The following is a 19814-nucleotide window of genomic DNA, read 5'->3' as shown; positions in this document are numbered from 1 at the left end:
ATGGACGTTACAGAAGGGCTCAACTGGAGCTGGCGAAAGCGCCTACCGTTGATACGCCAAACGGAGTCCGCAGAATGCGGCGTGGCGTGCCTGGCGATGATTGCCGGTTGGTATGGGCATCGCATAGATCTGCCTACGCTGCGTGCGCAGTTTAAAGTTTCTCAGCTCGGCATGACCTTCTCGCAGCTGATTGCCTGCGCCGAACGGCTGCACCTGAGCGGCCGAGCAGTGCAGCTGGAGCTTGAAGAGCTACACCTGTTGTCGCTGCCCTGCATTTTGTACTGGGACATGAATCATTTTACCGTGCTCAAGCGGGTGCGAGGGCAAACTCTGGAGTTGCATGATCCTGCGCGGGGCCTGGTTAAAATGAGTCTGCAGGAGGCAAATCGTCACTTTACCGGCGTGGCGATGGAATTGACGCCAACCCATCAGTTTGTCGTCAAAGATCAGATAAAAAAGATCCGCCTGAGGGAGCTGATCGGTAAAACTCAGGGGCTGAAGGCGGCCTTGGCCCGGATCTTCTGTTTCGCGCTGGCGCTGGAAGTGTTTGCGTTGATCGGCCCATTAATCAACCAACTGGTGATTGATGAGGTGCTGGTGGCGTTGGACGCCAGCTTATTGACGTTGATCGTCATTGCCATGCTGCTGATGGCCGCCACCCAGACGCTGCTGGAGCTGGCCCGCCAGTGGGCGACGCTCACCATGGCGGTCAACTTCAATATGCAGTGGACGGCGAATGTTTTTCACCACCTGTTGCGGCTGCCTATCAACTGGTTTGAATCGCGCAACATGGGCGATATCAGCGCGAAATTTGATGCCGTCGACACCATTCAGGACACCCTCACCACCACGTTGCTTGAAGCCTTTTTGGATGTGCTTTTGGTCCTTGGTACCTTAACCATGATGTTTTTCTACAGCGTGAAGTTAACCCTGGTCGCTTTGGCCGCCGCGATGGTGTATGGGCTGCTGCGCCTGTTTTGGTTCAGTACGTTGCGTAAAGCGGCGGATGACTCCTGGGTTGCCGGCACCCAGGAATCCAGTCATTTTCTTGAAAGCCTGCGCGGCGTACTGAGCCTGCGGGTCAACGGGGCGCTTACGCCACGGGAAACGGTTTGGCGTAACCTCAATGTCGCACGGCGCAATGCTGAACTGCGCGAAAGCAAGCTGATGATGGTTTACGGCATTATGCAAACCGTCATTGGCAGCCTGGTTGGGGCGGCGGTGCTGTGGCTGGGGGCCGGGGCGGTGTTGGCCGGGCAGTTTTCAGTCGGCATGCTGGTGGCCTACATGTCTTTTCAGGGCCGGTTTTCCGCCAGTATCAGCGGCCTGATCGACAAGGCCGTTGCCTACAAAATGCTGGATGTTTACAACCAACGGCTGGCGGATATCGTGTTGACGGCGCGTGAAGACGCAGCGGCGCAGGCGGCGGGCAACTCAACGCTGTTATTGTCCGCCAGCGCCTGGCCCCAAGATCGGCCGGCGCTGAGTTTGGAGCAGGTCAGTTTTCACTATGCCGGCACCGAATCTGAAATCCTGTCGCAGGTCTCGCTGGACATTATGCCCGGTGAGGTAGTGGCGCTGGTGGGGGCGTCCGGCAGCGGCAAAACCACATTGGCCAAACTGGTGTTGGGGCTGTATTCGCCCACGGCCGGCATGATACGTACGCTGGGCATTGAGCATCGACAGGGGGATTATTCGCAGGTACGTCAGCATATCGGCGTAGTCTTGCAGGAGGATCAGCTGTTTCGCGGTTCTATCGCCGAGAATCTGTCATTTTTCACGCCACGGGTTGATCAGGACAAGCTCGTTGAATGCGCGCGGCTGGCGCAGTTGGATCAGGATATCGATAACCTGCCGATGGGCTACCAGACGTTAATCGGTGAAATGGGAGGCACCCTGTCTGCCGGGCAAAAACAGCGCTTGTTGTTGGCGCGGGCACTTTACAAAAAACCACGACTGTTGATCCTGGATGAGGCGACCAGCCATTTGGACGTGAATAATGAAATGCTGATTAGCCATACCCTGCGCCAGCTTGGCCTGCCGATTTTACTGATTGCCCATCGCCCGGAAACCATCGCCTCGGCGGATCGGGTCGTCGAACTGGCGGCCGGGCGTCTTCACCGGCGCAAAGGGTGAATCAACCCTCTTCGACTCGAAGAGGGGGCGGATCAGGCCAGCGGCCCACCCAGAATCGTTTCTTTCATGCCTGAAAGAATGCGTTCACCGGTTTCGGTTTTCAGCTCCTCGTACCAACTGCGGGTGACGTCCATCTCTTTGCCGTGTGTGACATCACAGCGCTTACGTGCCTTCAGCACCAAATCTTTCACCCGATAGCTGCGTTTTTCCTGATAGCGCAGCAGCGCATCTTCAATACCCAGTGAATTGGTCTGCAAGGCAATCGCCAGCACCACCGCGTCCTCCATTGCCGCGCAGCCGCCCTGACCGATGTCCGGAGTGGTGCTGTGCCCGGCATCGCCGAGTAAGGCTACGCGGCCCCGCACCAATTGCTCGAAAGGTTCGATATCGTGGATCTCAATGCGGTTGACGCTTTCCGCATCAATTGCGGCAATCAGTTTCTGTACCGGTTCGGCCCAGCCGGCAAAGTAACGTTGCAGGTCGGCTCGCGCGGTGCTGCGGTCTTCCGCCAGCCCGATCGGCAAGGGAACGTCGAAGAAAAAGTAGAAGCGGTTGCCGGAGACCGGCATCAGCGACACGCGCTTACCTTCGCCGACAAAGGTGGTCCACTGGTCGGCCGGCGCGATGGACTCATCAATGGTGACCAGCCCGTTCCAGTTGACGTATCCGGCATAGCGCCGCTCCACGCCATGGCCCAGCACATAAGGGCGAATAGCAGAATGGGTGCCGTCGGCGGCGATCAGAAAATCCCCGCTGGCCTGACTGCCGTCTTCAAACCAGGCGGTAACGCCCTGCGGGGTTTCTTCAATACCGCTAACCCGTTTGCCGAAGCGCACCTGGTCGCGGCCGTAGGTGTCCAGCAACATGGCCTGCAGCTCGGCACGCGCTACCGGGTAAGGGCGTTCGCCGACGCTGGTGATTAACGGATCCAGACTAAAACGCGTCAGCGTTTGTCCGTGCAGGTATTCCTGATAGGCCATGAAATGCATCGGGCCCCCGAGCGCCCGCAGTTGTTCTTTCATCCCCAGATAGTTGAGGCATTTGACGCCGTTAGGCCAGATCGAGATTGCCGCGCCAACCGGTTTGATCGCTTTGACCGCTTCAAAAACCTCGGTTTCGATACCGCAACGCTGCAATGCGATGGCGCTACACAGCCCACCAATACCGCCGCCAATGATGATTGCTTTCATGTTTTTCTCCTCCATAGCCACGATGGGGAGAAGCAATTTCCGTACCAGCCTGCGTATGCTCAGCGGGCAACGCGGTCAGAGCGCTATCAGGAGCGTTATGATGCAATTTGGTGCAATCACTGGTCTGCGACGGGGCATATTTTCACGACTAGATCCTGTCTCAGGCACGATCGCGATTAGCCAACTGGATGGCCAGACTTTCGATGCGTTCAGCCATTTGTTTCGTCAAGTTGGTTAATTCGGTGTTCTGCTTCAGTAGTTCCAGTAACTGTTCAGATTGCTGCGCGGCGAGGGTTTGGCGTTGGGCCATGGCTTCATCCAAATCTTCGCGGTGCTGAGCGTCGGTCAAGGCATGTGCCTGATCGCGTTCGGCCTGGCGAGTTTGGGCCAGCAGAATCAGCGGGGCGGCATAAGCAGCCTGCAGGCTGAACGCCAAATTCAGCAGTATAAAGGGATAGGGGTCAAATTTGGCGAAACCCGCCAGGTTAAGGTAGATCCAGACGGCGACCACCACCGTTTGGCCGACCAGAAAGGTTGGCGTGCCGAAAAAACGGGCGAAGGCTTCGGCTTTTAGCGCAAACCATTCGTCACCAAAGGTGTGGGTGAAGCTTTTCAACGGACGATAGAAACGGAACTTTTTATGGGTCTGCGGCATGGCTTTTACACTCATTAGTGTCATGAAACAAAGGTCTAATTTATAGCATAGGGGTTGCAATAGCGGCTCAATGCACAGCACGAATCCGTAACGGAAAATCCTGATGAAATGTTAAACAGACAAAATAATAGACTACGCTAACTATTAGCCCGTCGCGTCAGTGCAGGCAGACGGCGCAGATAAAAAGAACGATGTCGCCGCATTGATTAAGGTTGATCGGCATTTTGGAGCGATGAGCAATGAAACTACCTCAAGTCCCGCTTACCCGGCGGCGGTTTATCGTTGGCGCCAGTGCATTGGTGATCGGCGCCTATCTGCCGTCAACCGGCGCACTGGCGCGTACAACGACGACCACGGCGCCAGAAAACACCGCTTATGAAGCCAATGCTTTCGTGCAGATCGACGAAAATGGCATTGTCACCGTCCTCAGTAAACACACCGAAGTGGGCCAGGGCGTTTATACCGGCATGGCAACGCTGGTCGCTGAAGAGCTGGATGCCGACTGGTCGCAGGTGCGGGTGGTTGCCGCTCCGGTGGATACCAATGTCTATAAGAATCTGGCGTTCGGTTTTCAGGGCACCGGCGGCTCCAGCTCGGTGGCCAACGCCTACGAGCAGATGCGTCGCATGGGCGCGATGGCGCGCGCCATGCTGGTTCAGGCCGCTGCCCAAAGTTGGAAAACCTCAGCGGAAGAAATCACCGTGCAGGCGGGCAAGATCCGCCATGCCGCCAGTGGTCGCGAAGCAGGGTTCGGTGAGTTTGCGGCGCTGGCCAGCCAGTTGCCACCACCCGATCCCGCCAGCCTGACCCTGAAGGATCCGAGCCATTTCACCCTGATCGGTAAGGTCAGTGGCTTGCACCGCGTAGACTCGTTGGCGAAGACCAACGGTTCGGCGCAGTTCACTCAGGATATTCATGAGCCGGATATGCTGACCGTTACCATTAAAAAACCGCCGCGTTTTGGCGGCAAGGTGGCCTCGTTCGACGCCAGCCGGGCGCTGAAGGTGCCCGGCGTGGTGGATGTGAAACAGACCGATACCGGCGTGGCGGTATATGCCAAAAATACCTGGGCGGCTATCCAGGGCCGTGAAAAATTACAGGTGGAGTGGGACGACTCGCAGGCAGAGCGGCGCGACACCGAGCAGATATTTGCCGAATTCCGTCAGTTGGCGCAAAAGCCCGGCGTAGTGGCGAAAAGCCAGGGCAAGCCGGGCGAGATTTTCGATAAGGCGGATAAGGTGATCGAAGCGGAATATACCTTCCCCTATGTTGCCCATGCGCCGATGGAGCCGTTGGATGGCTATCTGTTTTGGGATGGCGAGAGCGTCAAGGCACGGTACGGCTGCCAAATCCAAACCCTCGACCATAAACAGCTGTGCGATCTGTTCCAGCTACCGCCGGAAAAAGTGCAAATCGACACCATTTTGGCCGGCGGCAGCTTTGGCCGCCGCATCGATCTGGGCAACCCGAAGCTCGGGCCTGACCTGGCGGCGGACATGGCCGCGGCGGCCAAAGCTATTGGTCCCGGTCACGGGGTCAAAGTGGTGTGGACGCGAGAGGATGATATTCGCAACGGCTGGTATCGTCCGATGATCCTCCACCGGATGAGAGGGGCGATCCGCGACGGTAAAGTCGTGGGCTGGAGCGATACCGTCGTTGGTCATTCCTGGACGCTTAACAGCGCGATGACGGCGCTGGTGGTTAACGGTCTCGACCAGATGATGGTCGAAGGTGCCAGCGAAGTGCCGTACACCTTCGAAAACTTCCTCTGCGACGCGCATATCGTCGCGGGTAAAGTGCCGACCACCTCATTAAGATCGGTCGCCAGTACTCATACCGGTCACGCCGTCGAAAGTTTTATTGACCAGTTGTTGCAGGAGACCGGGCAGGATCCGGTCGAGGGGCGTCTGGCATTGATGGGTGATGCGCCGCGTGAGGCCGGCGTGCTGCGGGCGGTGGCCAAAGCCGCCAACTGGCAGGGCGCGAAGGTGGTGGATGGACGAGCACGCGGCGTAGGCGTCGCCAAGGCGTTTAATACTCGGGTGGCGCAGATAGCCGAGGTGTCTATCGGCGAAGGCGGCATTCCGCGCGTGCACAAGGTGTGGTGCGCGGTGGATTGCGGTGTGGCGGTCAATCCGGATGTGATCCGCGCGCAGATTGAGGGCGGCATAGGTTATGGCCTGAGTATTGCGCTGTACGGCAACATTACGCTGAAAGACGGGGTGGTTGAGCAGTCCAACTTCAATAATTTCCGTCCGCTGCGCATCGACGAAATGCCGGAGATAGAGGTGATTATCGTACCTTCAAGCGAAGCGCCTACCGGCGTTGGCGAGTTGGGGGTGCCGACCATCGCTCCGGCCGTCGGCAATGCACTGGCACTGCTCGGGAGACCTCGCAGTTCACTTAGCCTGCCTTTACACCGTCCCAACCGTGACGCCAGCGTCTGAGCAAGGAGAACAGCATGATAACTTTAACTGTAAACGACCAACCGCTGACGTTTGATGGCGATCCCCATATGCCGCTGCTGTGGTTCTTGCGTGATGAGGCCGGATTGACCGGCACCAAATTCGGCTGCGGCATCGCGATGTGCGGGGCCTGTACCGTCCACCTGGATGGGGTGCCGGTGCGTTCTTGCATGACGCCGGTCTCTGCCGCCGAAGGCAAGAAAATCACCACCATTGAAGCGATCGGCGAAACGCCGGCGGGCAAAGCGGTGCAGGCGGCCTGGGTCAATCTGGACGTAGTGCAATGCGGCTACTGCCAGTCCGGTCAGATCATGAGTGCCAGTGCACTGCTGGCCCAGAGTAAAAATCCGAGCGATGCGGATATCGATGCGGCAATGAGCGGCAACGTCTGTCGCTGCGCCACCTATGTGCGCATTCGCGCTGCCATCCACCAGGCCGCCAAGGCGTTGGATTAAGGGAGAAACTCATGAGCAACGCCCTGAGATGGCTATTTTGGTTGATCGTGGCAATCGTGGTGCTGGCCGGCGGTTATGCGATCTATACGCTGCTGCGGCCGGTCGGCCCGGAACCTGCTGCGCCGATCGCCGGTGCCCCTGCCGGGATCAGCGATAAATTGGCCCGTGGCGAATATCTGGCGCGGGCTGCGGACTGCGTGGCCTGCCACACTGCGCCCGGCGGTAAACCTTTCGCCGGCGGTTTTGCCTTTAAACTGCCTTTCGGCACCATTTACGGCACCAATATAACCGCCGATCCCGACACCGGTATCGGTAATTGGAGTGACGATCAGTTTGTGCGTGCGGTGCGTGAAGGCGTTGGGCCGCAGGGTAATCTTTACCCGGCAATGCCGTACACCTCATACACGGCCATGAGCCGTGACGACGTGTTGGCGATCAAAGAGTATCTGTTCAGCCTGCCGCCGGTGAAGCAGGCCAATCCGGAAAATGGGCTGTCGTTCCCGTTTAACCAGCGCTGGGGCATGAAGTTTTGGAACCTGGCGTTCTTCAACGAAAAACGCTTCGAGCCGAACCTGAATCAGGATGAGCAATGGAACCGAGGCGCATATCTGGCCACCGCACTGGGACACTGCAGCGAATGCCACACGCCGCGCAATTTGGGCTTTGGCATTAATCAGAGTAAAAACCTCAGCGGTGAGGTGATCCAGGGGTGGTTTGCGGCCAACATTACTCCCGATCCGCAGACCGGTATCGGTGCCTGGAGCGAACAACAGCTGTCGCAGTATCTGGCGACCGGTCACGCGGAAGGGCGCAGCAGCGCAGCCGGTCCGATGGCAGAGGCGGTGGAAAACAGCCTGCAGTATCTGACGCCGGAGGATAATCAGGCGCTGGTGAAATACCTGCGCAATATCGAGCCTATCGCCACGGACAGTGCCAGCGCGGTCAATCTGCAGCCGAAGGGGGCAACGTCGTCCAGCGCGATATTGCCGGGTGGGCAGGAAGACTCGTTGGGACGCCGACTGTTCGCCGGAGACTGCAGCGGTTGCCACCAGTGGAACGGAACGGGACGCCAGAGCAAATATGCTTCCTTGGTCGGCAGCACGGCGGTTAACGATCCGCAGGGCCGCAGCGTGGTGCAGGCGATCCTGAAGGGGACGCGCATCAGCATCGGCGAACAGCATGAATTCATGCCGGACTTCGGTGCTCAATACTCGGACCAGGAAGTGGCGGCGGTTGCCAATTATGTTGTCGGCCAATTTGGCGAAAAACAGGGCAAGGTAACGGCCAAACAAGTCGCTGAACAACGCAAACAGTAAGAGGCGGCGAGGGGGGCTGCCCCCCTCGCTACCTGTCATTTTCTGCGCCGGGACATTACCAGTTTGTCTTTGGGGCGATCCAGCCAATCGGCAACCTCGTTATTGAAGTTATCCGCTAACAGGTAGGCTGGAGTTTTCGCCAACCAGTCAGACAGCGAAATGTCCTGATAGATGCCATTATCCAACACGATTAATACCTTAAGATCGTCATCCCCCATATTTTCGATATAGTGACCAAAACCCTGTGGAACATAGCCAACGTCGGTAGGAGAATATTCTTCAGTCTGCACATGGCCGTGCGAACTGAACACCGTCATGCGCCCCTTGCCGGAAATATAGTATTGCCACTCATTGGCATTGGGATGCCAGTGTAATTCCCGCACCGCCCCAGGCTTAACGATTTCTATAATGCCGGTCATGGTAGTGGAAATAGGGAATTCTTTTGAAGAGACCAAGTGCACGCTGCCGGCATCATTTTCGAAGAAAGGCTTTTGCTTCATTAATTCATAGCGATGAGCCAAAGGTGCATTATTTAAACCGCCGTCGTGGGCTGGTAAGGGCAGTGCGGGCGGAATGGCACCGCCGACAATATAAGCCTCACCTTGTTTTGCCTTGGAAAATACCGCCGCCGGCATATTCACGCTTTTTTCCAACACTTCTTTGGGCATGTGGGCTACCCAGTCGGTAATGCTGAAGGTGCCGAACTCGGAAAAGTGACCATTATCAAAGGTCAGAACAAAATGTGCGCCGTCTGCCAACGCCTGAATCGAGTGGCCGTAACCCTTGGGGAAATACCAGACGTCGCCGGGGCCGAAATCTGCCACCTCACATTTTCCTTCAGGATCAATGATGGTAATGCGGGCATGCCCCTCCAGCATAAATGCCCATTCGGCAGCGATGGCGTGCCAGTGCAGTTCACGTACGCCACCCGGCTCCAGCGTCATATCCACTCCGGCAACCCCCTCTGAAATCGGGAATTGTTCGACGGTAGCCTCCCTGGCCCAGCCGTTGGGTAAACTGCGTTTTTTACTGTGGCTAAAGACGTATTTATACAGATTTTTCGCATCGGCAGCGGGTTGGAAATTGCTGGGGGGAACTATATTTCGATGTTCATCGGCACTGGCGGATTTAATCATGCCGCCCATAACGCCGGCGGCTGCGGCGCTGACTGCGGAAACTTTCAATATATCTCGACGCGATAACATAGGGCTTTCTCCAAATAAAAGTGGCCCACAGCGAATACGGCTGACTGGGTTTATTCTTTGGTTTTATTGTGTGCAGGCGGTTTATTGCTGAAATGGAAGCATTCGGCAACGGTTAAAGCATAGTGAGTCAAAAATTGGATGCCGCGAATAATATATTAATTTATGTTACTAATTGAGTGCGGCTGTGATTTTTAAATCCGCTTTAAAATAGTTATCTACCGGTATCAAATAAATGTATTCCATTATTAAATAAAGGGTAAACAAAGTGAGTTTAATTAAAGTGGATAATGTGTTCAGGTGCTATTTTATGCGGTTGAGTAAATGGGCATCAGTAAAAAAGGCATGGCAGGGTACGGCGGGCTAAGTTGAAGTGCGTTTTCGGTAAAGAGTGATGTGAATCACAAAGCGTAACTAAGACTATTGCCGAAAAATGGCAACTATGACGATACTTTCGCCGCGATCTTAGCGATCGCCAGACATTTTTATTACGGCGTGTTACTGCTCAGGCAGGCAAGACCAAAATAGGAATGCACCTCTCCTTGTGATGAGGCGCATTTTGATTTTGGTCTTTTTTTTTTGCTTTTTTACCGGGGATATTCGATGGATTACAAACAGTTGGGCCTGGAAATTTTGCTGCAGGTCGGGGGCAAGGACAACGTCAGCAAACTGACGCACTGTGCCACCCGTCTGCGGATGGAGTTTAACGATGACAGCAAGGTACAAGCGAAAGCGATCGAGTCCTTGCCTGGGGTGATCAGCGTGGTGGAGCGTGGTGGCCAGTTTCAGATCGTGGTCGGCAACAACGTGCAGCAAACCTTCCGTGCGATGCAAAAAGAAATCGGCGATCTCAGTGGCCGTCAGAGTGAGAAAAATTCCCAGGCGCGGGGCGGGGTGATTTCACAGATTATCAGCGTTATTTCAACCACTTTCACCCCGGTGATCCCGGCTATCACCGGTGCGGGGATGATTAAGGCGCTGCTGGCGATCCTCAAACTGACCGGAGTGATAGATGCCGCCAGCCCGACCTACCATCTGCTGGACACCATCGCCGATGCGGCCTTTTTCTTCCTGCCGGTGCTGCTGGCTTATGGCGCGGCAATCAAATTCGAATGTAACCCGATCCTGGCAATGACCATTGCCGGCGCGTTGCTGCACCCCAATTTGGCGCAGATGCTGGCGGCGGGCACGGTGATTGATTTCGTCGGCATACCGGTGCGCCTGGCGGATTACGCCGGCTCGGTGTTGCCGATCATTTTCACCGTCTGGTTAATGTCCTATATCGAACGGTTTGCCGAGAAAGTGTCGCCGACGATGATCAAGTTCTTCACCAAACCTATGATTATCCTGTTGGTGACCGCCCCGTTGGCGTTGGTGGTGGTAGGGCCGTTCGGTATTTTCCTCAACGATCTGGTGGCCGCCGGTGCCGCTATCGTCGACGGTAAAGCCAGTTGGCTGATCCCGATGCTGATGGGCGGCCTCCAGCCGTTTCTGGTGATCACCGGTACGGCCTGGGCAATGACGCCGATTGCTACCGGTCAACTGAGTAAAAATGGTTTCGAAATGATTAACGGCCCAGGCATGTTGGCTTCCAACATTGCACAGGGCGCTGCGACGCTGTGCGTGGCTTTTCGCACCAAAAACAAAAATCTGCGCCAGCTGGCGTCCTCTGCGGGTTTCACCGCGCTGCTGGGTATCACCGAGCCTTCGTTGTACGGCGTGACGCTCAAACTGCGCAAACCGCTGATTGCAGCAATGATCGGCGGCGGCTGTGCCGGTATTTACGCCGGGCTGAGTGGGCTGGTGCGCTATGCCTTCGTTTCTCCCGGATTAGCGGCGCTGCCGGCGTTTATCGGCGAAAACCCAATGAACATTGTCCATGCGCTGATCACCTGCGCCATTGCCATTGTGGTGACTTTTGCACTGACCTGGATGCTGGGGTTCGACGATCCGGTTGAAGAAACGGGATCTGGGGGCTCGGAGGCCGTCAGTGGCGACGAACAGCAAATTTTCAGTCCGCTCAACGGTCAACTGGTGGCATTGGCGCAGGTTAACGACGACGTGTTCTCACAGGGGCTATTGGGTCAGGGTGTCGCAATACGGCCGCAGGAAGGCGTGTTGCGCGCACCGCTGACGGGGGAAGTAGTGACGTTCCTGCCATCCATGCATGCGGTCGGTATCAAAGGTGACAACGACGTCGAGCTGCTGGTGCATATCGGCATTGATACGGTCAATCTGGCGGGACAGCATTTCACTTCCGAGCTTAAAGTGGGCGACCGCGTCCAGGTGGGAGATGAACTGGTGCGCTTTGATCTGGCGGCGATCGTCGGGCTGGGTTACGACATCACCACACCGGTGCTGGTGGTTAACAGCGAAGCTTTTCCTGAGTTGAATTGCCGCCAACCGGGGGCAGTGGATTTTGGGCAGCCCATCATCACCCTTAATAATGCGCAGCAGGAGCAGGCATGATTTACCAACGACTGAACGATTTCCCCGCAGATTTTCTGTGGGGGGCTTCCACCTCTGCCTATCAGGTGGAGGGGGCCTGGAACGAAGACGGCAAAAGTCCATCGATTGTGGATATGCTTGATCACCCGGCAGAAACCGCTGATTTTAAGGTCGCCAGCGATCACTATCACCGCTTCCGAGAGGATGTGCAGCTGTTTGCCGAACTGGGGTTAAAGGCCTACCGTTTCTCGATTGCCTGGACGCGAGTGCTGCCGCAGGGGACCGATGAGGTCAACGCCGCAGGGCTGGATTTTTATCGCCAGTTGATTGATGAACTGCTGAGCCATGGCATAGAGCCTGTGGTAACGCTCTATCACTTCGATCTGCCTTATGTGCTTGAGCAACAGGGCGGTTGGTCGAACCGCGCCACCATCGATGCCTTTGTCGATTATGCCGAAGTGTTGTTTGACGCATTCGGTGACCGGGTAAAGTATTGGCTGACCATCAACGAGCAGAACACCATGATCCTGCATCCGGGCGCCATTGGCACGCCGAAGGGCGGTGAACTGCCATCCAGGCGAGTGCTGTATCAGCAAAGCCACCATATGTTGGTGGCTCAGGCCAGGGTGATGGCGTTGTATCATCAGCGCTGCCCGGCCGGGAAGATCGGCCCGGCGATAAATACCACCTCGATGTATCAGGAAACCTGCAATCCGCTGGATGCCATCGCCGCCCATAACTGGGAAACGCTGCGTTGCTGGAGCTTCCTCGACGTGGCCGTGCAGGGTCGTTATAACCCGCTGGCCTGGCGTTACCTGCTGGATCGTCAATTGGCGCCACGGATGGAACCCGGTGATGCGGCGCTGTTGCTGCAGGGCAAACCGGACTTCGTGGCGATAAATTATTACTCGACCGCCACCATTGCCGCCAGCCGAGGCGATGCGTCGGACATCAGCGCGCGAGCCGGCGATCAGCAAATCATGCTGGGGGAACCGGGCGTATATCGCGCGGCGGAGAACCCGTTCGTCGGTAAAACCCGCTACGGCTGGGTGATCGATCCTGTCGGATTGCGGCTGACGCTACGTAAAACCGCGGAACGTTACCATTTACCGATATTAATTACTGAAAACGGCATTGGCGCCCCGGACCAGCTACAGGCCGATGATACAATCAACGACGATTACCGCATCGAGTTTATGCGACAACACGTCGAACAGATGCAGTTGGCCATCAACGACGGCGTCGAACTGATCGGCTATTGCCCCTGGGCGGCAATAGACGTGGTCAGCACCCATCAGGGCTATGCCAAGCGCTATGGGTTTATCTATGTAAACCGGGGTGAGCAGGATCTGAAGGATCTGCGGCGGATCAAAAAGCGCAGTTTTGACTGGTACCAACGGCTGATTATCTCCAATGGCCGGCAACGATAATAAAAACAGAGGGTGTGGCCGCGACGATGAAAGTCATTAAGGTACTCAATAATAGCCTGGTGCTATCGGCGGATGACGATAACAATGAAGCTATCGTGATGGGCAAGGGTATTGGCTTTAACAGCAAAGTGGGTGACGTTCTCGACCCGGCCGCGATAGAGAAAGTGTATGTGGTGCAGAACAGTCAAAAGGGTCGCGATTACCTGCGGCTGATTGAAACCACGCCGGAAGAGCACATCGAGATTGTGCAGATGATCCTGGCGGAGGCTAACCGGCAGCTTAACGGGCGAATTAACGAGCAGATTTTCTTCACCCTGGCGGACCACATCAGTTTCGCCATTGAGCGCTATCACAAGGGTATCGCAATCCAAAATCGCCTGTTGTTCGAGGTGAAGCGCTTTTACCCGCAGGAGTTCGCAGTGGCGAGCCAGGCACTGGCACACATCAACCGGCGGTTGAACATTGCGCTGCCGGAAGAAGAGGCGGGCAATATCGCTTTTCATCTGGTTAATGGTCAAACCGACGTGCAGAACATGGAGCACACGCTGCTGTCGGTGAAGATGCTGAAAGACATTTTCAATATCATCAAATACCATTTTCGCATCACTATCGACACTGACTCGCTCAACTACTCGCGTTTTTTGGTGCATATGCAGTTTTTTATTCAGCGAATGATCGAGGGGCAGCAAATGGCGTCGAAAGACGACTTTATCTTTGCGCAGGTGACCAGGGAGTATCCGCATGCCTATCGCGGCGCACTGCTGATCCGCGACTACGTGAAGAATCTGCTGCAGATGGAGATGTCGAACGATGAACTGCTGTATCTGGTGATCCATCTGACGCGTATCGCCGACCGGTCTGATTAGCCGGGCGACTGCTCGCTGACGGCTTCGGCCACCAGATCGCGAAAGCGTTGGATGATGGCCGACGTCCGGTTGCTGCGCAGCGCCAGATAAAGCGGCGCGCTGAGCTGGGCCTGTTCGGCAATGGTTCGGTAAACGATGCCGTCCCCACCCAACCGCCGCATGGAGGCCGGTACGATCGACAACCCCAGACCGGCACCTACCAGGCTAAGGGTTGCGGGCAGGCGCGGGGCTTCCTGAATAACGCGTGGGCTGAACCCGGCACCGTGGCAGGCCGCCAGAATCGCATCATACAAGCCCTGGCCCGCCGGGCGACGATAAAGAATAAAGGCCTCCTGGGTTAACGCAGTCAGCGGTAGCGGCTGGTCGTCATGGGTGGCCAGCGGGTGACCGATGGGCAGGGCGATCAGCATCGGTTCGCGCAGCACCGGCTCAATTGTCAAACCGGGAATACCGCCCACCGGCGAGCGGACAAAGGCCACGTCGAGCCGCTCATCCACCAAGGCATCCAACAGTTCGCCGCTGCCTGCTTCTTCCAACTGAGTGGTAATGCCAGGCAGGATCTCACGGTAGCGGCGCAGCAGATTGGGCACGAAGGGATGCAAGGCGGCGGAGCTGGTGAAGCCGATAGCGATATGCCCTTGTTCACCCCGCGCGGCGCGGTGCACCGCTTCGGTCAGATGCTCTGCCCGCGTCAGTAGCGCCCGCGCTTCATTGAACAACACGCTGCCGGCTTCGGTAACGCGTACGCCACGGGGCAGGCGCTGCAGCAGTTTTACCCCCAATTCCTCTTCCAGCCCCTGTAACAGGCGGGTCAACGGCGGTTGTTGTATAAACAGTCGTTCGGCGGCGCGGGTGATGTTGCCTTCTTCCACCACGGTAACGAAAGCCCGCAGGCGGCGAAGTTCGATCATTGACATACCTTGAAGGTATCCTTGTTGCTTATGAAATGCATTAGACATCATGGCATGGCGACGCGCATCATACCAGCCATCAAAATAAGCGATGTGGAACGGACAATGTCGGAATCTGATGCGGTAAAAAATGACCCGCAGGCAGCACCGCCGGGCAACGGCGAGTTGTTTTTGGGCTTTCTGATGCTCGGGCTGATTGGCTTTGGCGGCGTACTGCCGTTGGCGCGCAATATGCTGGTGGAAGATCGCCGCTGGCTCAGTGGTCAGCAGTTTACCGAGCTGCTGGGGCTGTGCCAGTTTTTGCCGGGTGGCAACGTGATTAACCTTTCGGTAGCGGTTGGCATGGAGTTTCGCGGCCTGCGCGGGGCTTTTTGCGCCCTGCTGGGGCTGATCAGCGCACCGACGGCCATCGTAGTCGGTTTGGGTATGGTTTATGCCCGCTTCCAAAATGACGCGCATGTACAACACGTATTTGCCGGTCTGGCTGCCGCGGCGGCCGGTTTGTTGCTGTCTACCGGGGTGAAGATGCTGCTGCCGCTGCGCGGTAAATGGCTGGCACTGGGCATTGTGGCGCTGTGTCTGATCGCCATCGCCTGGCTGCGTTTGCCCTTACTGCCGACCATGCTGACATTGGCGCCGTTGAGCATCCTGCTGATGTGGTGGAGGGATCGCTTATGATGGCGGTATTGATCTCGCTGGCGATCATATTCACCGAGCTGTCACTGCTGGCCTTTGGCGGCGGCATGACCATTCTGCCGGAAATGCAGCGTCAGGTGGTGGAGGTTCACCAATGGATGAGCGCGCAGGAGTTCAGTGCGCTGTTCGCCATGGCGCAGGCCGCGCCGGGGCCGAATATGATGATTGTGCCGCTGGTGGGGTGGCACGTGGCCGGGTGGGCCGGGCTGTTGGTGTCCTCCATCGCCAAGTTCGGCCCGTCGTCGATTGTTACCCTGCTGGTGATGGGCGTCTGGCGACGCTTCAAGGACAAGCCCTGGCGGCGTCGGGTGCAAAGTGGATTGGTGCCGGTGACCGTTGGTTTGGTGGCGGCCAGTGGCGTGCTGATTGCCGAAGCTTCCGCACCGAATTGGCCGTTGGCGATGATTATCCTGCTGGCAACGGTGCTGAGCATGAGCAAACGTATCCACCCATTATGGGTGTTGGCGGGCGGGGCAATACTGGGGCTGTTGGTGGCGTAATCGATATTGGCGGCAGGGGCTGCTGCCGCCAGAGTGAGTTACTGGCGCGGCGTCAGCGAAAAGCGGGGCTTGCCGTTATGGTTCATCACTTCATAGCGTTTGGGGGCCGTCAGCGCCAGAAACGCTACCATGCTGCCGTCGGCATTGGTCAGCGTCATGCCGTCCGGCGTCGGACGCCAGGCCACCGGCAGTTCGGTGAGCGACAAGGGTTGCAGACACTGCTCTGAAGCGGTGAAACGGTAGGCGTTAGTCCCTTCGATCAGTTCATCGCTTAATTCAACGTTGCAGGCTGGGGCTTTGCCTTCGGCATCGTTCAACTGCCAGTGCCCCTTCAGCGCAGAGGGGGCCAGCAGGGGCAGTGAACTGGCAAAGGTAGTGCTGCTTAACATAAGGCTCATAACAACTCCTGTCAGGGCAACGCGCCTGAGTGCGCGCAAAGAGAGAAATCTCGACATCGGCCACTCCTTACTGAAATCCGTTAATACCATAGCACGATCCTTGTTGCTGGGTGATCCAAGGATAAGTGATTTTAATACTCGTTTATTCTGAATCAATGAATAGCCCGCAGTATAAATGACGAGCAATTAAAGCCAGTAGTCTTCTTGTTATTGTGGTCTATATTTTTCAATTATTTGTTTTTAATTGCTTTAATGATTTTATTTGATTTGAAATGCCTGCTTATTATTCCACTGTTGTATGGTTGCGCCGTCAGACTAATTCCCTATGCTGGATTGCGGAACTGGAATGTTCCCATTAGTTATTTTGATTGAATGCCTCACCAATTGACTGAATTCCTATTGTGTAAAGGAGAATGCGATGAACCGCAATCACAATGAAATTTTGCAAGATGACGAAGCGTTTACCGGCCTGGCGGCCACATCCCCCCACGATCCCAACTATCAATTCTACTATCACCAAACCGGCAGCATCTACAATGGGCTGGGCTATGGCGCTTATCTGACGTTGGATAATGCCAATCTCTACAGCAACCAGCGAGGTACCGGCCCGCTGACTACCTGGGGTAAGACCCGCGAAAACTACAGCTCCGAGCGCGCTGCCGATCAGCTGACTCGCAGCGGGTATACGCACAACGGCGACAACGTTTTCCATCAACCGGCAGATCTGACCTTTTCCTTCCTGACCCAGGAAGCGCTGGATGTTATCGGCAGAACCGGAACGGGTAACAACGCCAATAAAGGGCTGGAGCCGTTGACCGAAGCGGCTAAAAGCCAGGCGTTAAAATCGATGCAGGCTTGGGCAGACGTGGCAAATGTCACCTTTACCGAAGCGCAGTCCACGGATCTGAACCACCGGGCAGACATCACCTTCGCTTATTACACCCAGAAAGCCGATGGCAGCGCTGCGGATGACAATGCCTTTGGTTACTATCCCGCCACCTCTGATCCTGCGGATGATAACAGCTACGCCGGTACGGTCTGGTTTAATAAAGGTTTTCTTACTCATCAAGCGCCGGTGCCAGGGGATTTCAGCAGCCAGACCTTCACCCATGAAATTGGCCACGCATTGGGCTTGATGCACCCTGGCGATTATGATGCTTCCGACGACAAGGACCCCACTTATATCGATGACGCCGTGTATTATCAGGATTCGGTACAATATTCGATAATGAGCTACTTCAGCGGCAATAACACCGGCTCCGATACCAAAGGGGTCAACGGTTATGGCCCGATGATTGACGACATCGCCGCGATGCAGAAACTCTACGGTGCCAATATGGAAACGCGCACCGGGGATTCGGTGTACGGGTTTAATTCCAATACCGGGCGTGACTTCCTGACCGCAACGGCGGATAACGGCAAGCCGGTGAACTTTGCGGTGTGGGACGCGGGCGGCAACGACACGCTGGATTTTTCCGGCTACAGCCAGCAGCAACTGATTAATCTCAATGACGGCGCCTTTTCCAGCGTCGGCGGCGGCACGCAGAACGTATCGATCGCCAATAATGCGGCGATCGAGAACGCCATTGGTGGCAGTGGTCGTGATGTGCTCATCGGCAACGAACAGGACAATTTACTGGCCGGCAATGCCGGTTCGGACATGTTGTATGGCGGGTTGGGGGCGGACCATCTGTGGGGGGGTAAAGACGCCAACAACTTCGCCGATTATTTCGTTTACCTCAATGCTAATGAGTCCACCACGACGGCATTCGATGTGATCGAGGATTTCGAGCACGGCGTCGACAAAATCGACCTTTCCGGGCTGCGTTTCAACAACAGCCTGAGTGAACTGCGGTTGATCGACAGTGCCGACAGCTTCAGCGGACAGAAAGGCGAGTTCAAACTTAACTTCGATACCTTTAACGGCACGACCGATTTATTGCTGAATACCCATAACGACAGCTATGCGGCGGATTTCAAAATCCAGGTCGTAGGCCAGGTGGAGCAAAGCGATATTCTGTTTGCCTGAGTGCCGCGCTTGATAAGGGCCCGAGGGCCCTTTTTCTCAAGCTGCCATCTCCGGTTTTTAAGGGCGCAGAGCCCTGATCAGCGCCTGATTGAACCGTTCGGGCTCTTCCATTTGCGGCGCATGCCCCAGGCCCGGGAATTCGATCAGGTTGGCGTGCGGGATCATTTTCGCCACCTGTTTCCCCAGCAGGTTATAGTGCCCGAGCTGAGCCTTGACGGCGGGGGGAGCGATATCGCTGCCGATGGCGGTGGTGTCGGCGGTGCCAATCATCAAGGTGGTCGGCGTTTGCAGATCCTTGAACTCGTAGAACACCGGCTGGGTGAAAATCATGTCGTAAATCAGCGCCGAGTTCCAGGCCACCATACGATGGCCAGGCCCATTGTTCAGCCCGGCCAGCATATCGACCCAGCGGTCATATTCCGGCTTCCAGCGGCCAACATAATAGGTCTGCAGTTCGTACTGTCGAATACCGGCAGCGGAGGTTTTCAATTCACGCTCGAACCACCGATCGACGCTGCGCCACGGCACGCCTTTGGCTTTCCAGTCTTCCAGCCCAATCGGATTGACCATCACCAGCCGTTCCACCGCCTGCGGGTACATCAGGCTATAGCGGGTTGCCAGCATGCCACCGGTAGAATGGCCGACGATCACCGCTTTAGCTATTTTCAGGTTATTCAATAGCGCGTGGGTATTGTTCGCCAACTGCTGAAAGCTGTATTGGTAGTGCTGCGGTTTGGTGGAGCTGCAAAAGCCGATTTGATCGGGCGCGATCACCCGATAACCGGCCTTGCTTAGCGCTTTGATGGTGTCTTGCCAGGTGGCGGCGCAGAAGTTTTTGCCGTGCATCAGCACCACAGTATGGCCGTTGGCATCGCCCTCTGGCGGCACGTCCATATAGCCCATGCTTAACTGCTGCCCCTGAGAGCTGAAGCTGAATTGTTGCAGCGGGTAAGGGTAGTGAAAGCCCTGTAGCTCCTGACCGTATTTGGGTGTTTCGGCAGCCACGCTGGCAGAAAAGGCGGCCAGCGCAGCGGCTAGCGCGACTCGACGGGTCAATCTCAGCATCCTGATGTCCTTATGAAAATCGGCAAGAGTCTGAGTATAGCCGTAAAGACCA

16 protein-coding genes are annotated in these 19814 nt (G+C 56.2%); 10 read left to right on the top strand and 6 right to left on the bottom strand.

The annotated features are described in order from the left end of the window. Nucleotides 1-2136 (top strand): peptidase domain-containing ABC transporter, encoded by a 2136-nt coding sequence (locus AC1RKC_RS02040; protein ID WP_493092182.1) that lies wholly within the window; start codon nucleotides 1-3, stop codon nucleotides 2134-2136. A gap of 32 nt (nucleotides 2137-2168) precedes the next feature. Here AC1RKC_RS02040 and hpxO read toward each other — a convergent pair whose 3' ends face one another. Next, nucleotides 2169-3326: an FAD-dependent urate hydroxylase HpxO gene (gene hpxO, locus AC1RKC_RS02035; RefSeq protein WP_493092183.1), complete on the bottom strand. Its 1158-nt coding sequence runs from the start codon at nucleotides 3324-3326 to the stop codon at nucleotides 2169-2171. 160 nt (nucleotides 3327-3486) lie between these two features. Continuing rightward, complete coding sequence (locus AC1RKC_RS02030; protein ID WP_187962840.1) at nucleotides 3487-3996, bottom strand: DUF1003 domain-containing protein; 510 nt, start codon at nucleotides 3994-3996, stop codon at nucleotides 3487-3489. Between the two features lie 224 nt (nucleotides 3997-4220). Between AC1RKC_RS02030 and AC1RKC_RS02025 the strand changes: the two genes are divergently transcribed. The 3 genes from AC1RKC_RS02025 to AC1RKC_RS02015 are packed head-to-tail and all read left to right on the top strand — an operon-like array spanning nucleotide 4221 to nucleotide 8217. Next, nucleotides 4221-6428 carry a xanthine dehydrogenase family protein molybdopterin-binding subunit gene (locus tag AC1RKC_RS02025; protein WP_493092184.1) on the top strand — a complete coding sequence of 736 codons (2208 nt, stop codon included), beginning with the start codon at nucleotides 4221-4223 and terminating at the stop codon, nucleotides 6426-6428. A gap of 14 nt (nucleotides 6429-6442) precedes the next feature. Continuing rightward, nucleotides 6443-6901: a (2Fe-2S)-binding protein gene (locus AC1RKC_RS02020; protein WP_020826797.1), complete on the top strand. Its 459-nt coding sequence runs from the start codon at nucleotides 6443-6445 to the stop codon at nucleotides 6899-6901. A gap of 11 nt (nucleotides 6902-6912) precedes the next feature. Further along, a complete protein-coding gene (locus AC1RKC_RS02015; RefSeq protein WP_493092185.1) occupies nucleotides 6913-8217 on the top strand; it encodes a c-type cytochrome in 1305 nt (434 codons plus the stop codon). A gap of 35 nt (nucleotides 8218-8252) precedes the next feature. Here the strand turns inward: AC1RKC_RS02015 and AC1RKC_RS02010 are convergent, their stop codons facing one another. Further along, nucleotides 8253-9422 carry a cupin domain-containing protein gene (locus AC1RKC_RS02010; protein WP_048759053.1) on the bottom strand — a complete coding sequence of 390 codons (1170 nt, stop codon included), beginning with the start codon at nucleotides 9420-9422 and terminating at the stop codon, nucleotides 8253-8255. A gap of 600 nt (nucleotides 9423-10022) precedes the next feature. Between AC1RKC_RS02010 and AC1RKC_RS02005 the strand changes: the two genes are divergently transcribed. From AC1RKC_RS02005 to licT, 3 genes are read left to right on the top strand one after another with little or no spacing between them, the layout of a single operon-like run. Continuing rightward, on the top strand, nucleotides 10023-11888 hold the full coding sequence (locus tag AC1RKC_RS02005; protein ID WP_493092186.1) for a beta-glucoside-specific PTS transporter subunit IIABC: 1866 nt from the start codon (nucleotides 10023-10025) through the stop codon (nucleotides 11886-11888). After that, a complete protein-coding gene (locus tag AC1RKC_RS02000; RefSeq protein ID WP_493092187.1) occupies nucleotides 11885-13297 on the top strand; it encodes a glycoside hydrolase family 1 protein in 1413 nt (470 codons plus the stop codon). Before AC1RKC_RS02005 ends, AC1RKC_RS02000 begins: the two co-directional genes overlap by 4 nt. A 26-nt stretch (nucleotides 13298-13323) precedes the next feature. Further along, the gene (licT, locus tag AC1RKC_RS01995; protein WP_048759048.1) at nucleotides 13324-14163 is read left to right on the top strand and encodes a BglG family transcription antiterminator LicT; all 840 of its coding nucleotides are present in this window, start codon (nucleotides 13324-13326) and stop codon (nucleotides 14161-14163) included. On the opposite strand, the gene AC1RKC_RS01990 is transcribed toward licT, so the two are convergent. Next, on the bottom strand, nucleotides 14160-15080 hold the full coding sequence (locus AC1RKC_RS01990; RefSeq protein WP_046373611.1) for a LysR family transcriptional regulator: 921 nt from the start codon (nucleotides 15078-15080) through the stop codon (nucleotides 14160-14162). The two genes, licT and AC1RKC_RS01990, sit on opposite strands and share 4 nt — an antisense overlap. A gap of 99 nt (nucleotides 15081-15179) precedes the next feature. Between AC1RKC_RS01990 and AC1RKC_RS01985 the strand changes: the two genes are divergently transcribed. Both AC1RKC_RS01985 and AC1RKC_RS01980 read left to right on the top strand, forming a co-directional pair. Continuing rightward, nucleotides 15180-15752: a chromate transporter gene (locus AC1RKC_RS01985; RefSeq protein ID WP_493092188.1), complete on the top strand. Its 573-nt coding sequence runs from the start codon at nucleotides 15180-15182 to the stop codon at nucleotides 15750-15752. Next, the gene (locus tag AC1RKC_RS01980; RefSeq protein WP_020826805.1) at nucleotides 15749-16270 is read left to right on the top strand and encodes a chromate transporter; all 522 of its coding nucleotides are present in this window, start codon (nucleotides 15749-15751) and stop codon (nucleotides 16268-16270) included. The genes AC1RKC_RS01985 and AC1RKC_RS01980 overlap by 4 nt, the downstream gene beginning before the upstream one ends. Before the next feature lie 38 nt (nucleotides 16271-16308). On the opposite strand, the gene AC1RKC_RS01975 is transcribed toward AC1RKC_RS01980, so the two are convergent. Next, nucleotides 16309-16668: an AprI/Inh family metalloprotease inhibitor gene (locus AC1RKC_RS01975; RefSeq protein ID WP_048759042.1), complete on the bottom strand. Its 360-nt coding sequence runs from the start codon at nucleotides 16666-16668 to the stop codon at nucleotides 16309-16311. A gap of 418 nt (nucleotides 16669-17086) precedes the next feature. On the opposite strand from AC1RKC_RS01975, the gene AC1RKC_RS01970 reads away from it, so the two are divergent. Then, nucleotides 17087-18697, top strand: a complete 1611-nt coding sequence (locus AC1RKC_RS01970) for a serralysin family metalloprotease (protein WP_493092189.1) — start codon at nucleotides 17087-17089, stop codon at nucleotides 18695-18697. A gap of 57 nt (nucleotides 18698-18754) precedes the next feature. On the opposite strand, the gene AC1RKC_RS01965 is transcribed toward AC1RKC_RS01970, so the two are convergent. Further along, nucleotides 18755-19762, bottom strand: coding sequence for an alpha/beta fold hydrolase (locus AC1RKC_RS01965; protein ID WP_142815234.1), 1008 nt, complete (start codon nucleotides 19760-19762; stop codon nucleotides 18755-18757). Between the last annotated feature and the right edge of the window lie 52 nt (nucleotides 19763-19814).

The organism is Serratia sp. GW822-FHT06E05 (genome assembly GCF_058799445.1).
The sequence above is the reverse complement of the archived record's forward strand: the minus strand, read 5'-3'. Positions and strand labels throughout refer to the sequence as shown.

Excerpts from the sequence above, each read along its gene's own strand:
- AC1RKC_RS01970 (WP_493092189.1), top strand. The coding sequence starts at position 17,087 with ATGAACCGCAATCACAATGAAATTTTGCAAGATGACGAAGCGTTTACC.
- AC1RKC_RS02040 (WP_493092182.1), top strand. The coding sequence starts at position 1 with ATGGACGTTACAGAAGGGCTCAACTGGAGCTGGCGAAAGCGCCTACCG.
- AC1RKC_RS01990 (WP_046373611.1), bottom strand. The coding sequence starts at position 15,080 with ATGTCAATGATCGAACTTCGCCGCCTGCGGGCTTTCGTTACCGTGGTG.
- AC1RKC_RS01985 (WP_493092188.1), top strand. The coding sequence starts at position 15,180 with ATGTCGGAATCTGATGCGGTAAAAAATGACCCGCAGGCAGCACCGCCG.
- hpxO (WP_493092183.1), bottom strand. The coding sequence starts at position 3,326 with ATGAAAGCAATCATCATTGGCGGCGGTATTGGTGGGCTGTGTAGCGCC.
- AC1RKC_RS01980 (WP_020826805.1), top strand. The coding sequence starts at position 15,749 with ATGATGGCGGTATTGATCTCGCTGGCGATCATATTCACCGAGCTGTCA.
- AC1RKC_RS02010 (WP_048759053.1), bottom strand. The coding sequence starts at position 9,422 with ATGTTATCGCGTCGAGATATATTGAAAGTTTCCGCAGTCAGCGCCGCA.
- AC1RKC_RS01965 (WP_142815234.1), bottom strand. The coding sequence starts at position 19,762 with ATGCTGAGATTGACCCGTCGAGTCGCGCTAGCCGCTGCGCTGGCCGCC.
- AC1RKC_RS01975 (WP_048759042.1), bottom strand. The coding sequence starts at position 16,668 with ATGAGCCTTATGTTAAGCAGCACTACCTTTGCCAGTTCACTGCCCCTG.
- AC1RKC_RS02025 (WP_493092184.1), top strand. The coding sequence starts at position 4,221 with ATGAAACTACCTCAAGTCCCGCTTACCCGGCGGCGGTTTATCGTTGGC.
- AC1RKC_RS02020 (WP_020826797.1), top strand. The coding sequence starts at position 6,443 with ATGATAACTTTAACTGTAAACGACCAACCGCTGACGTTTGATGGCGAT.
- AC1RKC_RS02000 (WP_493092187.1), top strand. The coding sequence starts at position 11,885 with ATGATTTACCAACGACTGAACGATTTCCCCGCAGATTTTCTGTGGGGG.
- AC1RKC_RS02015 (WP_493092185.1), top strand. The coding sequence starts at position 6,913 with ATGAGCAACGCCCTGAGATGGCTATTTTGGTTGATCGTGGCAATCGTG.
- AC1RKC_RS02030 (WP_187962840.1), bottom strand. The coding sequence starts at position 3,996 with ATGAGTGTAAAAGCCATGCCGCAGACCCATAAAAAGTTCCGTTTCTAT.
- licT (WP_048759048.1), top strand. The coding sequence starts at position 13,324 with ATGAAAGTCATTAAGGTACTCAATAATAGCCTGGTGCTATCGGCGGAT.
- AC1RKC_RS02005 (WP_493092186.1), top strand. The coding sequence starts at position 10,023 with ATGGATTACAAACAGTTGGGCCTGGAAATTTTGCTGCAGGTCGGGGGC.